11 protein-coding genes are annotated in these 13,970 nt (G+C 66.6%); 8 read left to right on the top strand and 3 right to left on the bottom strand.

The annotated features are described in order from the left end of the window. Position 1: 1 nt before the first annotated feature. Entirely contained in the window at positions 2–838 is an 837-nt protein-coding gene (locus RIN61_RS03220; protein ID WP_313855746.1) for a prolipoprotein diacylglyceryl transferase family protein, read from the bottom strand. Beyond that, positions 838–2,553, bottom strand: a complete 1,716-nt coding sequence (dsbD, locus tag RIN61_RS03215) for a protein-disulfide reductase DsbD (RefSeq protein WP_313855744.1) — start codon at positions 2,551–2,553, stop codon at positions 838–840. The genes RIN61_RS03220 and dsbD overlap by 1 nt, the downstream gene beginning before the upstream one ends. Before the next feature lie 324 nt (positions 2,554–2,877). On the opposite strand from dsbD, the gene RIN61_RS03210 reads away from it, so the two are divergent. The 8 genes from RIN61_RS03210 (at position 2,878) to RIN61_RS03175 (ending at position 12,694) form a co-directional block, all read left to right on the top strand. Further along, the gene (locus RIN61_RS03210; RefSeq protein WP_215521104.1) at positions 2,878–5,709 is read left to right on the top strand and encodes a xanthine dehydrogenase family protein molybdopterin-binding subunit; all 2,832 of its coding nucleotides are present in this window, start codon (positions 2,878–2,880) and stop codon (positions 5,707–5,709) included. Beyond that, positions 5,702–6,238: a (2Fe-2S)-binding protein gene (locus tag RIN61_RS03205; RefSeq protein ID WP_025339998.1), complete on the top strand. Its 537-nt coding sequence runs from the start codon at positions 5,702–5,704 to the stop codon at positions 6,236–6,238. The genes RIN61_RS03210 and RIN61_RS03205 overlap by 8 nt, the downstream gene beginning before the upstream one ends. 2 nt (positions 6,239–6,240) lie before the next feature. Next, a complete protein-coding gene (locus RIN61_RS03200; RefSeq protein WP_252378219.1) occupies positions 6,241–7,452 on the top strand; it encodes a cytochrome c in 1,212 nt (403 codons plus the stop codon). 3 nt (positions 7,453–7,455) lie between these two features. Beyond that, the gene (locus RIN61_RS03195; protein ID WP_313855739.1) at positions 7,456–8,427 is read left to right on the top strand and encodes an XdhC family protein; all 972 of its coding nucleotides are present in this window, start codon (positions 7,456–7,458) and stop codon (positions 8,425–8,427) included. Continuing rightward, on the top strand, positions 8,424–8,996 hold the full coding sequence (locus tag RIN61_RS03190; RefSeq protein ID WP_112253007.1) for a nucleotidyltransferase family protein: 573 nt from the start codon (positions 8,424–8,426) through the stop codon (positions 8,994–8,996). Before RIN61_RS03195 ends, RIN61_RS03190 begins: the two co-directional genes overlap by 4 nt. Before the next feature lie 86 nt (positions 8,997–9,082). Then, entirely contained in the window at positions 9,083–9,766 is a 684-nt protein-coding gene (locus RIN61_RS03185; RefSeq protein WP_015271116.1) for a response regulator, read from the top strand. Continuing rightward, on the top strand, positions 9,763–11,085 hold the full coding sequence (locus RIN61_RS03180) for an ATP-binding protein (protein ID WP_112253006.1): 1,323 nt from the start codon (positions 9,763–9,765) through the stop codon (positions 11,083–11,085). The genes RIN61_RS03185 and RIN61_RS03180 overlap by 4 nt, the downstream gene beginning before the upstream one ends. Positions 11,086–11,302: 217 nt before the next feature. Then, the gene (locus RIN61_RS03175; protein ID WP_112253005.1) at positions 11,303–12,694 is read left to right on the top strand and encodes an aspartate aminotransferase family protein; all 1,392 of its coding nucleotides are present in this window, start codon (positions 11,303–11,305) and stop codon (positions 12,692–12,694) included. A 142-nt stretch (positions 12,695–12,836) separates the two neighbouring features. Here RIN61_RS03175 and RIN61_RS03170 read toward each other — a convergent pair whose 3' ends face one another. Next, complete coding sequence (locus tag RIN61_RS03170) at positions 12,837–13,958, bottom strand: cupin-like domain-containing protein (protein WP_313855735.1); 1,122 nt, start codon at positions 13,956–13,958, stop codon at positions 12,837–12,839. Positions 13,959–13,970: the final 12 nt, after the last annotated feature.

Genomic DNA, 13,970 nt, shown 5'->3' with positions numbered 1-13,970 from the left:
GTCAGTTTCCTTGTGCGGCAGGGGCGGGCGCGGTGGCCCGGTCGAAAGGCTCCAGGGCGTGGCGCAGGCTGGCCCGGGACAGCTCGCCCAGATGGCTGCCGACCAGGCGCCCGTCGGCGTCGTAGAACAGGGTGGTGGGCAGGGCCATGGAGCCGACGCGCTGGGCCAGCAGACCGGTGCCGTCGAACAGCACGTGGGTCAGGCTCAGGCCGGTGGTGGCGAGGAAGGTACTGACGTTTTCCGGGGTCTCGCCCTGGTTGACGAACAGGAAGGTCACGTGCGGGTAAGCGCTTTGCGCCTGTTGCAGCACCGGCATTTCGCGTCGGCAGGGTGGGCACCAGGTGGCCCAGATGTTGATGACCAGCGGTTTGCCGCGGTAGCTGTGCAACGCTACGGATTGGCCGTTGGCCTTGCGCAGGCTCAGCTCGGGCAGTTCGGTGCCCTTGCTGTACAGGTGGCCACCGAGGCTGGCCAGGCCCCAGAACAGCGCGCCGCTGAACAGCGCCCAGCCCAGCGGGCGGCGCAGGCCGGGATGGCGCCAGCCCTGCCACAAGGCGCCGAGCACGATTCCGGCAAGGCCCGACCAGAACAGGAAGCCGCCATCACGGATGTCGATGACCTGCAGCGGGTCGTCCTGGTACATCGGCCAATAGGCCAGCACGAAGCCGGCGCGTGCGCACAGCAGGCCGATCAGGAACAGGTTGAACAGTGCCGATTCCGGGCTCTCGCCGCCACGCCGGGCGACCCACCAGCCGACCATGCTGGCGATCACCAGGGCGGTGAGCATCAGCAGGTGGTTGAGGGCCATGGTCAGTGGCCCGAGGGTTACGGTCAGCATCAGCCTTGGCTCCTGGTCTGGGTCCAGTGTTGCAGGAAGACGGCTGCATCCACCTCACCAGTGATGCGCCGCGCGCGGCGTTCGTCGCCTTCCGGGCCGACCCAGATGATGCTGGGCGGGCCAGGTACCTGGTAGCGCTGCAGCAGGGCCTGGCTGGCCGGGGTGTCGGCGGTCACGTCCAGGCGCAGCAGGTGCACACCGGCCAGGCCGGCCTGCACGTCGCTGCGGGCGAACACCTGTTTTTCCATGACCTTGCACGACACGCACCAATCGGCATAGTAGTCGAGCATCACCCATTGGCCACGGGCCTTGGCCGCATCCAGTTCGCGTTGCAGGTCTTCGGGGCGGCTGACGGTGACGAAGGCGTCCTCGGTGTGCTGGCCGGTGGCCGACGCAGCGCCGCTACCGGCGAACGGGCGCAGCGGCTGCCAGAGGTCGTCGCCACCGGCCGCCGCACCTACCAGTAGCAGGCCGCCCCACAGGGCACCCAGCAGCGGCAACGCGCGCAACGCCGGCAACCGCTGCAGGGCCGGCCAGGCAGCCCAGGCCAGGGCGATCAGCAAGGCGCCGCTCAGGGCCAGCAGCAATGCTGCGGGCAGCAGGCTGCGCAAGGTGTATAGCGCCATGCCCAGGAACACGAAGCCGAACACGCCCTTGACCCGGTTCATCCAGGCACCCGGGCGGGGCAGGAAGCGGTTGCCGAGGGTTACCAGCAACAGCAGCGGCACACCCATGCCCAGGCCGAGGCTGAACAGCACCAGCGCCCCCTGCAGCACGTCGCCGCTCTGGGCGATGTACAGCAGCGCGCCGGCCAACGGCGCGGTCATGCACGGCCCCATCAGCAGGCCGGACAGCGCGCCCAGCAGCGCGGCGCCATACAGGTTGCCGCCACGGGTGCCTTGCCCGGCACGGTCGAGGCGATCGCGCAAGGCGGCGGGCAATTGCAACTCGAAGGCACCGAACATCGGCAGGGCCAGCAACACGAACAGCCCCGCCAGGCTGGCCAGCAGCCAGGGTTGCTGCAGCCAGGCCTGCAGGCTGGCACCCAGCAGCGCGGCGACCACGCCCAGGGCGGCATACACCAGGGCCATGCTCAGTACATACACCCCGGCCAATATCCAGCCGCGCCGGGCACTGGCGCCATTGCCCAGTACCAGCCCGGCGAGGATCGGCAGCATCGGCAGCGAGCAGGGGGTAAAAGCCAGCAACAGGCCCAGGCCGAAGAACGCCAGCAGGCTCCAGGCCAGGTGCCCCTTTTGCAGACCGCTGGCCAGGGCCTGGTCACTGGCTTGTTCGGCCGCCGGCGGCACACTGCCGCCCAGGTCGATCAGCGTGGTTTGCGGCGGGTAGCACAGGCCGGCGTCGGCACAGCCCTGCCAGCCCAGGCGCAGCTGGCCCTGGGCATCGGCCGGGAGTAGCAGTTCGAGTTGGTCGCGGTAAACCGCACTGTCGCCGAAGAACTCGTCGTGGTGGTTGAGGGCAGCTGGCAGTTGCGGGTGCTGTGCGGCAGGCAGGCCGTCGAACTTCAGGCGCTTCTGATACAGGTAGTAGCCAGGCTGGATCTGGAAGAACAGGCGCATCTGGCCATCGGCCTGGCGGTCATGGGTAAGCACGAAGGCCTGGTTGACCGGCAGGAAGTCCGGTTTGACATCGAACGGGTTGGCCTGCAACGGGCCGGCCAGCAGCAGTGTCAGGAAGAGCAGGAGGACGCGCATGTCTTCGCCTTGGCAGTACGTTGAAGGGGGTCATGCTGGCTTGGGTCGATTAACCCAAGGTTAACTCTGGTTTTTGGTCAGGGGGGCGCATCAGGGCTTGGAGGTGTATGCCGTGGAATTGTCTGCGCGTGGGAGAGCCCCCCGACGAACTCCTACCAGGCACAGCCAAATTCCCCCCACATCCCAGATATGTCGCGACATATTGTCTGCTTGACTTTGCCTGCGCCACTACAATTGCTGTAAAGTTGACGCACAGGTCAGCTTTTGCGAGCTAGTACCAGAATCAAAAAAAGGGCAGACCCCCTGCTGCCCAGAGGATCAAGCATGTCCAACCGTGATATTTCCCGGCGCGCCTTCCTGCAAGGCGGCCTGATAGCTGGTGTCGGCGTGACCATGGCGCCGCTCGGCAGCCAGGCGTTCGCCGCGCTGATGGAGGAACGCGTCACCACCTCGCCGCAGAAGTGGATGAACCATGACGGCAAGGCGCGTTTTCGTAACGATGCCTTGTCCAAGGTGTGCGGCGACAAGGTGTTCGCCCGCGACATCCGTGCCAAGGACATGCCCGGCTGGCCCGCGCAGCAGGGCCATGCGCTGCTGCTCAAGGCGACCAAGGCCGACCGTATCTATGCCGGCCATGACCTCAGCCTGCTTGGCACCGACCTGCAACCGGACCGCATCGTCACCGCTGCCGACCTGGAGCGGGACGGCATCGCCTGGCCCGAGGCCCACTCGCCCGACCCGCTGCTGCCGCCCGGCAAGGTGCCGATGTTCATCGGCCACCCGGTGGCAATCCTGATCTGGCACGACTTCGAGCGCTTCCGCCAGGCCAAGCGCAAGCTGCAGTTCAACGACCAGGCGATCCGCTATGGCGCCCAGGCGCCGCTGTACCAGCGCGACCCCTACGGCAGCTTCCGCTTCGTGCGCGTGGGCGGTGCCACGCCGTTCGACGATGATGAATTCTCCAGCCTGAAGAATTCCATGCTGTTCCCCACCATCCTCAACCGCAAGCCGGTGTGGTCGAAGCAGCCCAACCAGCATGGCGACCTGACCGAGCAGGGCCTGTTCTACGCCAAGCGCATGGCCGAGCAGCTGGACAACCCGCCCGAGGACTGGCTGGTGTTCGACGAGCGCTACAAGACGCCGTCCATCGAGCCGGCCGCACTGGAGCCGGACAACGGCAACGGTTGGTACGACCCGGCCAGCGGTACGCTGCATTTCGTGGTCGCGACCCAGTGCCCGTTCGAAGTGGCGCAGGAATGCGTGCACATGATCAAGCCGTCGCGCTTCGCCCTGAACACGCTGAACATGCACCCGGGCTATACCGTGGGCTACGGCTCGAAAGACAACAACATCTTCGTCTTTTACGCCGCCGTGGCCGCGTTGTATGGCGCCGGTGTACCGATCCGCCTGGCCAACGACCGCTACGAGCAGTTCCAGAGCGGCATCAAGCGCCATGCCTTCGATATCCGCTACCAGTTGGCGGTGGACAAGAAGGACAACAGCTTCAAGATCTTCCGCGCCGACATGAGCTGCGACGGCGGCGGGCGTATCAACTACAGCCCGTCGGTGGCAGCGGTGGGCGCCACGGCGGCGCAGTCGATCTACTACATGCCGCAGAACGACCTGTCGGTCACTGCCTATCATTCCCGGGGCGTCGAGGCCGGCTCCATGCGTGGCTACGGCACCCTGCAGACCATGGCCGCTACCGAAATGATGGTGGATGAGATCGCCGGGCGCCTGGGCGTCGATGCCATCGACCTGCGCCGCGCCAACGCGCTGAAGTCGGGCATGAAGAACACCCAGGGCGCGGTCCCGGCCGGCGCGCTGCGCCTGTACGAGATTCTCGACAAGGCCGCCGTGCACGACTGGTGGCGCAACCGCGACGCGCGCAAGCAGCAGATGGATGCCAAGGACCCGGACCACTGGTATGGCGTGGGCTTTGCCATCTGCCAGAAAGACTTCGGCACCGGCTCCGAAGCTCCGATGGCCAGCATCGAGTTCAGCCGCGACGGGCGCATCAGCCTGCGTCACATCGGCACCGAGCTGGGAACCGGCATGTCCACCTCCCAGGCCCTGGTGGTCAGCGATTTCCTCGGTCGCTCTGCCGACGAGGTGAAGACCGCGGTCACCGAATGGCCGGAGCTGCAGCTGACCACCAGCGGCAACCCGTACCTGATCAGCCAGCCCGAGCAGGATGCCGCGCTGCGCAACCCGCGTTGGGTCGGCAAGCTCGCTTCACCATCGTCGGCGACCAACTCGGCGTTCTACTTCAGCCATGCCACCCGCGAAGCGGCACGCGTGCTGTTCAACCACGGTCTGTGGCCGGCGGCCATGGCCATCTGGAGCCAAGGCCCTTACGGCGGCCAGGCCAACCCGCTGGTGGTGCGTCGCGAGAACGCGGTGTGGGTCAACGGCGAGCTGACCGGCAACGGCCTGTCACCGATCCCGTTTGCCCAGCTGGCCCAGAAGGCCCATGACATGGGCCTGGTCACCGGCGTCAGCGTGCACGGTTTCAACCGCTGGAGCTGGGCCGAGGCCGACTTCGTCATCGACGGCGTGCGCGAACGCTTCCCGCTCGACGCGGTGGCGGTGAAGTACGGCGATGGCGCGGTGAACGCCAAGAAGGCGCAGATGAGCAGCCACGGCTACCACCTGCTCGACCGGCAGAACGCCGCCTACCCCGACACCCAGCTGAACAACGCCATGGTCACCTACTACAGCCCGGTGGCGACCATTGTCGAAGTCAAGGTGAACAAGGGCACTCACGAAGTGCAGGTGCTCAACCATCACAGCTGGGTCGAGTGCGGTCGGGTGCTGGTGCCGGAGCTGGTCAAGGGCCAGCTCGAAGGCGGTATCGCCATGGGCATCGGCCATGCCTTGACCGAAGAAATGCCGTTGTACGAGGGCGGGCCCGGGGAGGGCGACTGGAACTTCAACCGCTACCGCCTGCCGCACGCGCGCGATGTGGCGGTGTGGCAACAGACCAGCGAAATCCTCCCGCCGCTGTCACCGACCGACCCGTCCAAGGGCATCGCCGAGGTGGTGATGATTCCGGTCGTCGGTGCCATCGGCAATGCCGTCGCGCATGCCATCGGCAAGCGCGTGCGCGATCTCCCCATCACCCCAGCCCGTATCAAGGAGGCCCTCAATGGCTAACCGCCCACTGCAACTGACCCTCAACGGTCAACCGGTCGGCCCGGTCGAGGTCCCTGATGACCTGGCGATGATCGACTACCTGCACGAACACCAGAACCTCACCGGCTCGCGCCTGGGCTGCGGCCAGGGCATCTGCCACGCCTGTGTGGTGATCGTCGACAACCCTGACGGCACCAGCGAGGAGGTGCGCACCTGCATTACCGGCGCGCATTACTTCGAGGGCAAGAAGGTCCGCACCATCGAGGGCCATGCCAGACAGGACGAGGCCGGCAACCTGACGCTGAACCCGATCCAGCAGAAGTTCGTCGACCTGTTCGCCTTCCAGTGCAGCTACTGCGCGCCGGGCTTCGTCAATGCCGCCACGGTGCTGGTGGAAACCGCCCAGCGCCAGCCGCTGAAGAAGAGCGAGGTGGAAGACCGCATCGAGGCGAGCCTGGGCCACCACATCTGCCGTTGCACTGGCTACGTGCGTTACTACGACGCTACTCGCACGGTGCTCAACGACCTCGGCCTGGTCAAGGAGGGTTGAGCATGGGTCTTGTTCGTAGCGCACTGGCGCTGGCTCTCGGCCTTGCCATTACCTCGCTTGCCCAGGCAGCCGACCAGGCGCAGGTCAAGCGCGGTGAATACCTGGCCCGCGCGGCCGACTGCATGGCCTGCCACACCGCCGAAGGCGGCGCGCCGTACGCCGGCGGCCTGCCGATCCATTCGCCGTTCGGCACCATTTACGGCAGCAACATCACCCCGGACAAGCAGTACGGCATCGGCAAATACAGCGCCGACGAATTCTTTGCCGCGGTAACCGAGGGCAAGCGCAAGGACGGCGCCAACCTCTACCCGGCGATGCCGTACACCTCGTACCACCTGATCAAGCGCGAAGATTCGGACGCGATCCTCGCCTACCTGATGACCGTGCCGCCAATCAACCGCCCGGCACCGCAGACTGCGTTGCGCTTTCCGTTCAACGTGCGCCAGGGGCTGAGCGGCTGGAACATGCTGTACGGTAAAAGCGTTCAACTGCAGCCGACCGAGGGCAAAAGCCCGGCCTGGCAGCGTGGGCAGTACATGGTCGAAGTCATGGGCCATTGCGGCGAGTGCCATACCCCGCGCAACCCGATCGGTGCGTTGCAGCAAGACCAGCGCCTGAGCGGCGGCCTGCTGGGTGGCTACCTGGCCCCGAGCCTGCTGGCCCAGGACCTCGCCGAGCGCGGCTGGACCCAGCCGGACCTGACCACCTTCCTCAAGCATGGCATCAGCGCCCAGGGCAGCATGTTCAACGAAATGTTCCCGGTGGTGCACCACAGCACCCAGCACCTGGAGGATGCCGACCTGGCGGCCATGGCCACCTACCTGCTGGGCGACCAGCCACCGCCGGCCAAGACCATCCAGGCGGTGGCGCTGGAGCAGATGAGCGACAGCGCCAAGCGCGGCCGCCAGCAATACCTGAATGTCTGCGCGGGCTGCCATGGGGTGGACGGCGAGGGCAAGCCGCACATCGCCGTGGCCATGCGCGGCAACACGGTGCTGCGCCAGGCCGACTCGCGCAACCTGGTCAAGGTGGTCCTCGAAGGCATCCGTGAGCAGCAGTTCACCGGCTTCGAGCGCATGCAGCCGATGCCGGGCTTTGCCGACAAGCTCGATGACCAGCAGGTGGCGGATATGGTCAACTACCTGCGCCAGGCCTGGGGTGGATTGCCCGGTGACCTGAGCGTACAGCAGCTCGCCGAGCTGAAGGCGGAGTAAAGGGTGCAGCATCTCGATCTACAGGTGGTCCGCCAGGCGTTGCAGTGGTCGCGCGGCGGCCAGAGGGTGTGGTTGTGCACGGTGCTCGCCACCTATGGCTCGGCGCCCCGTGCGCCGGGCTCGCTGCTGGCGGTGAACGCCAGCGGGCAGTGGCTGGGTTCGCTGTCCGGTGGCTGCGTTGAAGACGACTTTCTCGAGCGCGTGGGGCGGGGAGCGTTTCCCGAACCGGTGGCCATCGTGCGTTACGGCGATGGCAGCGACTCGCGTTCGAGTATTCGCCTGCCGTGTGGCGGCGTGCTGGAAGTGCTGGTGGAAAACCTTTCGGCCGAATGCGATGTGCAGGCGCACCTGCGTGAGCTGGAAAGCGCATTGCAGGGCCAGCGCCGTGTGCTGCGTGAAGTGAGCCTGCCCGAGGGCCGGCGCCTGCTTGTCAATGACCACAGCCAGGGGCCGCGTGTGGAGCGTGAAGGTGCCTGTGTACGCTTGCGTGTGGGGGCAGCCCAGCGTCTGCTGCTGGCCGGCTACTCCAGCGTCGCGCACTTCTGTGCCGAGTTCGGCAAGGGCATGGGCTTCGAAGTCATCCTCTGCGAGCCGCGTGACGAAGTGCTCGACGGCGTGCGGCTGGATGGCATCGAAGTGCGCCGCGAGCTGCCATCAGAGTTCATCGCCCATGGCGGTTGCCATGCCGACACTGCCGTGGTGGCGCTGACCCACGACCCGAAGATCGATGACCTGGCGATGCTCGAAGCGGTGCGCACCGAGTCGTTCTATATCGGTGTGATGGGTTCCCGGGCGACCTCCGACAAGCGCCGTGAACGCCTGCGGCGGATCGGTGGCCTGGGTGACGTCGAACTGGGCCGCATCCACGCCCCCATCGGCCTCAACCTGGGCAGCAAGACCCCGGCCGAGATCGCTTTGGCGGTGCTGGCCGATATTCTGCGGGTGCGCAATGGCATCGAGAGGGCGGCGCTGTGAGCGTGGTTGCGCTGGTGCTGGCGGCAGGGAGCGGCCGGCGTTTTGGTGCCGACAAGCGCCGGGCGACGTTGGCTGATGGTCGCAGCCTGCTGGCCCATAGCGTGGAGCGGGCTCGGGCGGTATTCGATGATGTGCGCGTGGTGTTGCGCGCGGGCGAGTGGGGCGAGGATTTTGCCTTGCCTGGCGATTGCCGGGTGGTCGTCAGCCCGGATGCGGCATCGGGAATGGGGCATAGCCTGGCTGCAGGCGCCAGATCGTTGGGTGACAGCCAGGCGCAGGCGGTGGCGATCTTGCTGGGTGATATGCCTTGGATCGAAGCGGCAACCTTGCGTCGGCTGGCCGAGGCGGCCACCGCCTCGACCATCGTGCTGCCGGGCCATGCGGGGAAGCAGGGGCATCCGGTGATTTTCGGGCGCGACTTCTGGCCGGCGCTGGGGCAGCTTGCCGGGGATGAAGGGGCGCGGGCGGTGGTGCGGGCGCAGCGGGATTGTTGTGTGGTGGTTGAGGTGGAGGATGCGGGGGTGCTGCTGGATGTAGATACGCCGCAGGCGTTGAAAGGGTCAAGGTGAACACCCCCACCCAACAAAAAGGTCCATAATCCCCCCTTAATCCGCCCAAGGTGCAATGCCAGCCACACCATTCCGGGAGCCCCGCCATGCACGTTCTGCTCTGTGAGGACGACGACCTGATCGCCGCCGGCATCTGCGCCGGCCTTACCGCCCAGGGCCTGACCGTGGACCGTGTGGGCAACGCCGCCGATGCACGGGCGATGCTGCAGGCGGCGCAGTTCGATGTGATGATCCTCGACCTTGGCCTGCCCGACGAAGACGGCCTGAAGCTGTTGCGCCGCCTGCGCGAGAAAGGCGAGACGCTGCCAGTGCTGGTGCTCACTGCCCGTGATGCGGTTACCGATCGGGTCGATGGCCTGCAGGCCGGCGCCGACGATTATTTGCTCAAGCCGTTTGACCTGCGCGAGCTGGCCGCACGCCTGCACACCCTGCTGCGGCGGGTGGCCGGGCGGGCGGTGAATGTGATCGAGCACGGCCCACTGCGCTATGACCCGAGTAGCTGCGAGGCAACCCTGGCCGGCCAGCCGGTCGACCTGTCCCGGCGTGAACAGGCATTGCTCCAGGCGCTGTTGCAGAACCCCGGGCGTGTACTGTCCAGCGAGCAGCTCAAGGATTGCGTGTACGGCTTCAGCGACGAAGTCGAGAGCAATGCGCTGAACGTGCATATCCACCATCTGCGGCGCAAGCTGGGCAACGGCATCGTCGAGACCGTGCGCGGCCTGGGCTACCGCCTTGGCCCGGCGCAGGCGCCGGAGCAGGCCGCATCATGAGCCTGCGGGTACGCCTGAGCCTGATCCTGGGCAGTGCCTTCGTGATCATCTGGGCGCTCGCCGCCGCGTGGATGCTGCGCGACCTGCGCCAGCAGATGATGTTCTCGCTCGATCAGCGCCTGGTGGCCTCGGCGCGCATGGTCGCCGGGTTGATCGACCAGTTGCCGCAGCCGCTGACTGCCAAGGGCGGCGAGGCGCACTTTTCCGCCGATCAGTTCAGCGTGCCGGACGGCATGGCCTGCCAGGTCAGCTCGCTGCGCGGCGAGATTCTCGCCAGCAACCACAAGCACGATGGCGTCATGGACGATGAACGCAGCGGTTTCCGCGACCAGACCATCGACGACGCGCTGTGGCGCACCTTCACCTACAACCATGGCGATGTTCGCATCACCACCGCCGACCGGCACATGGAGCGCGAGGCGCTGAACCAGTCGATCCTGCTGGCAGCCTCGGCGCCGGTGTTGATGGCCCTGCTTGGCAGCCTGGGGTTGTTGTGGATCGGCCTGGGCAAGGGCCTGGAGCCGCTCAACCGCATGCGCGATGCCCTGCGCCGCCGGCGCGCGGACAGCGTCGAGCCGCTGCAGGTGGCGGGCATGCCCAGCGAACTGCAACCGTTGCTGGAAACCCAGAACCAGCTGTTCCTGCGCATTGCCCAGACCATCGAGCGTGAGCGGCGCCTGACCGACGATGCCGCGCATGAACTGCGCAGCCCGCTGACGGCGATCAAGACCCACCTGCAGGTGGCGCGGATGACCGATGGCGCCGTACGTGAGCAGGCGCTGGAGCATGCCGAGCAGGGGGCCGACCGCATGCACCGCACGCTGGAGCAGTTGTTGATGCTGGCGCGGGTGGAGGGCAGCCTGTCGTTCGAGGATGGCGTGCAGTGCAGCGCCGAGCAGGTGGCCCGGCAGGCGGTGCAGGATGCCGGCGGTGGTGACAACCGGCGCATCGTGCTGCGCTTGCCTGAAGCCGCTACGCAGATCTACCTGGGCATGCCCGCCCCGCTGGCGGTGGCGGCGCTGCGCAACCTGCTGGACAACGCCTTGCGCCATGGCGGCGACGAGGCGGTGGAGCTTGAGGTGCAGATGGCTGACGGCCAGGTGGGCTTCATGGTGCGCGACCATGGGCCGGGGATTGCCGAGGCGGACCTGGAGCACCTGACCGAGCGCTTCTGGCGCAACGGGCAGAGTGGCGGATGCGGGTTGGGGCTGGCGATCGTGCAGGCGATCGTGCAGCGTTGTGCCGGTAGCCTGAAGTTCGACAGCCGCAGTGATGGGTTGCGGGTGTTGTTGCAAGTGCCGGCGCGCTCGGCGCATTGATGTTTATCGCCTGCGCCGGCCTCTTCGCGGGTAAACCCGCTCCCACAGGTACTGCATCATCCCTGAAATCTGTGGCAACCCTGTGGGAGCGGGTTTACCCGCGAAGAGGCCGGGCCTGTTTTCAAAAATCCCATGGCAACCGCTAAATCCTCCCCGCACTCAAGCGTTTCCCAAGCGACGAACACCCGCACTTTCGCTTGCTTGCGAGGATTCACCCATGCCCACCGCTTCCTGCCTTGCCCAGGTCCCGCCGGCCAGCGCGCCGCGTGCCTTGTACGAGTTCACCGATTCACCCTTGCTGCAACGCCAGCAACAACAGGAATCCAACGCCCGCAGCTACCCGCGCCGCATCCCGCTGGCGCTCAAGCGCGCCCGCGGCATCCATGTGGAAGATGTCGAAGGCCGCCAGTTCATCGACTGCCTGGCCGGCGCCGGCACCCTGGCGCTGGGCCACAACCACCCGGTGGTGGTCGAGGCGATCCAGCGGGTACTGGCCGATGAGCTGCCGCTGCACACCCTGGACCTGACAACGCCGGTCAAGGACCGCTTCGTCCAGGACTTGTTCGGTGTGCTGCCAGAGGCGTTGCGCCGTGAAGCCAAGGTCCAGTTCTGCGGCCCGACCGGTACCGATGCGGTGGAGGCAGCGCTGAAGCTGGTGCGCACTGCAACCGGCCGCAGCACCGTGCTGGCCTTCCATGGCGCCTACCACGGCATGAGCCAGGGGGCGCTGAGCCTTATGGGCAGCCATGGGCCGAAGCAACCGCTGGGGGCCTTGCTCGGCAATGGTGTGCAGTTCATGCCGTACCCCTACGACTATCGTTGCCCGTTCGGCTTGGGCGGCGAAGCCGGGGTCAGGGCCAACCTGCATTACCTGGAAACCCTGCTGCTCGACCCGGAAAGCGGCGTGCCGCTGCCGGCGGCGGTGATCCTCGAGGTGGTGCAGGGTGAGGGCGGGGTCATCCCGGCCGATATCGAGTGGCTCAAGGGTGTACGCCGTATCACCGAGCAGGCCGGTGTGGCGTTGATCGTCGATGAGATCCAGAGCGGGTTTGCCCGCACCGGGCGCATGTTCGCTTTCGAGCATGCCGGCATCGTCCCGGACGTGGTCACCCTGTCCAAGGCCATTGGCGGCAGCCTGCCGCTTGCGGTGGTGGTGTACCGCGACTGGCTGGATACCTGGAAACCGGGCGCCCACGCCGGCACTTTCCGTGGCAACCAGATGGCCATGGCGGCGGGTTCGGCGGTGATCGATTACCTGGTCGAGCATCGCCTGGCCGAGCATGCCGAGGTCATGGGGCAGCGCCTGCGCCAGCATCTGCAGCAGTTGCAGCGGGAGTATCCGCAGTTGGGTGATGTTCGCGGGCGGGGGCTGATGCTCGGGGTAGAGCTGGTGGACCCGCAAGGGCAGCGGGATGCGCTTGGGCATCCGGCGGCCAACCGCGAGCTGGCGGCGAAGGTGCAGCGCGAGTGCCTCAAGCGCGGGCTGATCCTGGAGCTCGGTGGGCGGCATGGGGCGGTGGTGCGCTTCCTGCCGCCGTTGATCATCAGTGGCGAGCAGATCGATGAGGTCGCGCAGCGGTTTGCTGAGGCGTTGATCGCAGCGGTCTGATCGGTTGCCGGGGCCGCTGCGCGGCCCTATCGCCGGCAAGCCGGCTCCCACAGGTACAGCGCAAGTCTTCCGGTCGGCGCAGTCCCTGTGGGAGCTGGCTTGCCGGCGATAGGGGCGCAAAGCGCCCCCCTGGTAACCCTGGTTACCAACCGCGCCCGGAATTCACCCAGAAGTTCACCGACAGCGAGGTGGTCACAGACTGCACCTGGTGAAACCACCCTTCGGGCAGGAACAGCAGGTCACCGGCCTGCAGCACCACGCGCAGGAAAAGCACTTCGCGCGCCGCCGGGAAACGCTGGAAGTCCGGGGCATCGGGGTTGAAGTCGCAGCCGTCCAGGCCGCCCTTCGGGCTGGTCGACCAGGTGCCCAGGGCTGGGCGATGGTGCGGCGCGGCGAGGATGAACGATTTCTGCCCCCATACCTGCGCGAACAGGTTGTCGGTGTCGTCGCGGTGCAGTGGCGTCAGGGTGCCCTTGGGGCCGATCCAGATGCGCGGCGCAATGAACTTCTCGCGGGCGAAGTACTGCGGGTAGCGAATCAGCGTCAGCAGCTTTTCCGGCACGATGTTGTTGCCCATGTAGGCCGGGGTTTCGCCGGGTTTGGCAGGGGTGTCGAGCGAGGCGATGAAGTCGGCCATGGAGGTGGAACGGAAGTCACGGTCGGTGGAGAAGGTCTTCTTCACGTAGTCGCCGTGGCGGGTGATGCCCTGCAGTTCGGCGAAATGTTCCAGCGAAGCTTCGCGGCCCATGGTGAACAGCGGCCAGTCCTGCAGGGCATCGCTGATGACCACCGGCGTCCCGTGCTTCAGGTATTCGCTCTGGAAGCGCGCCAGCGACAGGTCGGTGCGGGCAATGCATGCCACCTCGCGCTGTGCCGGTTGCGCGGCCGACACCCGTTCGCTGAAGCGTGCCGGTGTCGGGTAACGTTGGTTCATCGATACCTTGGTCGCCGGCGCACCGCGGCGGGCGTTGCTGATGATCTGCGGCAGCAGGGTGGCCAGGCCCATGTTGCCGCTGATCTTCAGGCGGGCGCTGGCGAACAGTTCTTCGACGTTGGCGGTGCCGCCCATGATGCCGATGAAGTCACGCTCGGTCACCTCGATGGTGACGTCCGGGGCGCTGTGCCGGCCGGCACCGGTGCGGCTGCTGTCGCGCACCTCCGACCAGAAGGCCAGGTCCTGGCTGAAGACGAACTGGAAAACGCCTTCGATGCCGACGGCATGGGCGTTGGCGAACAGTTTGCTGAGGATGCTCTGAAGGTCCACGGTATGCCTCTG

The sequence above is a fragment of the Pseudomonas inefficax genome (assembly GCF_032164165.1).
Classification (GTDB): domain Bacteria; phylum Pseudomonadota; class Gammaproteobacteria; order Pseudomonadales; family Pseudomonadaceae; genus Aquipseudomonas; species Aquipseudomonas inefficax.
This window is presented reverse-complemented; position numbering and strand designations above follow the sequence as displayed.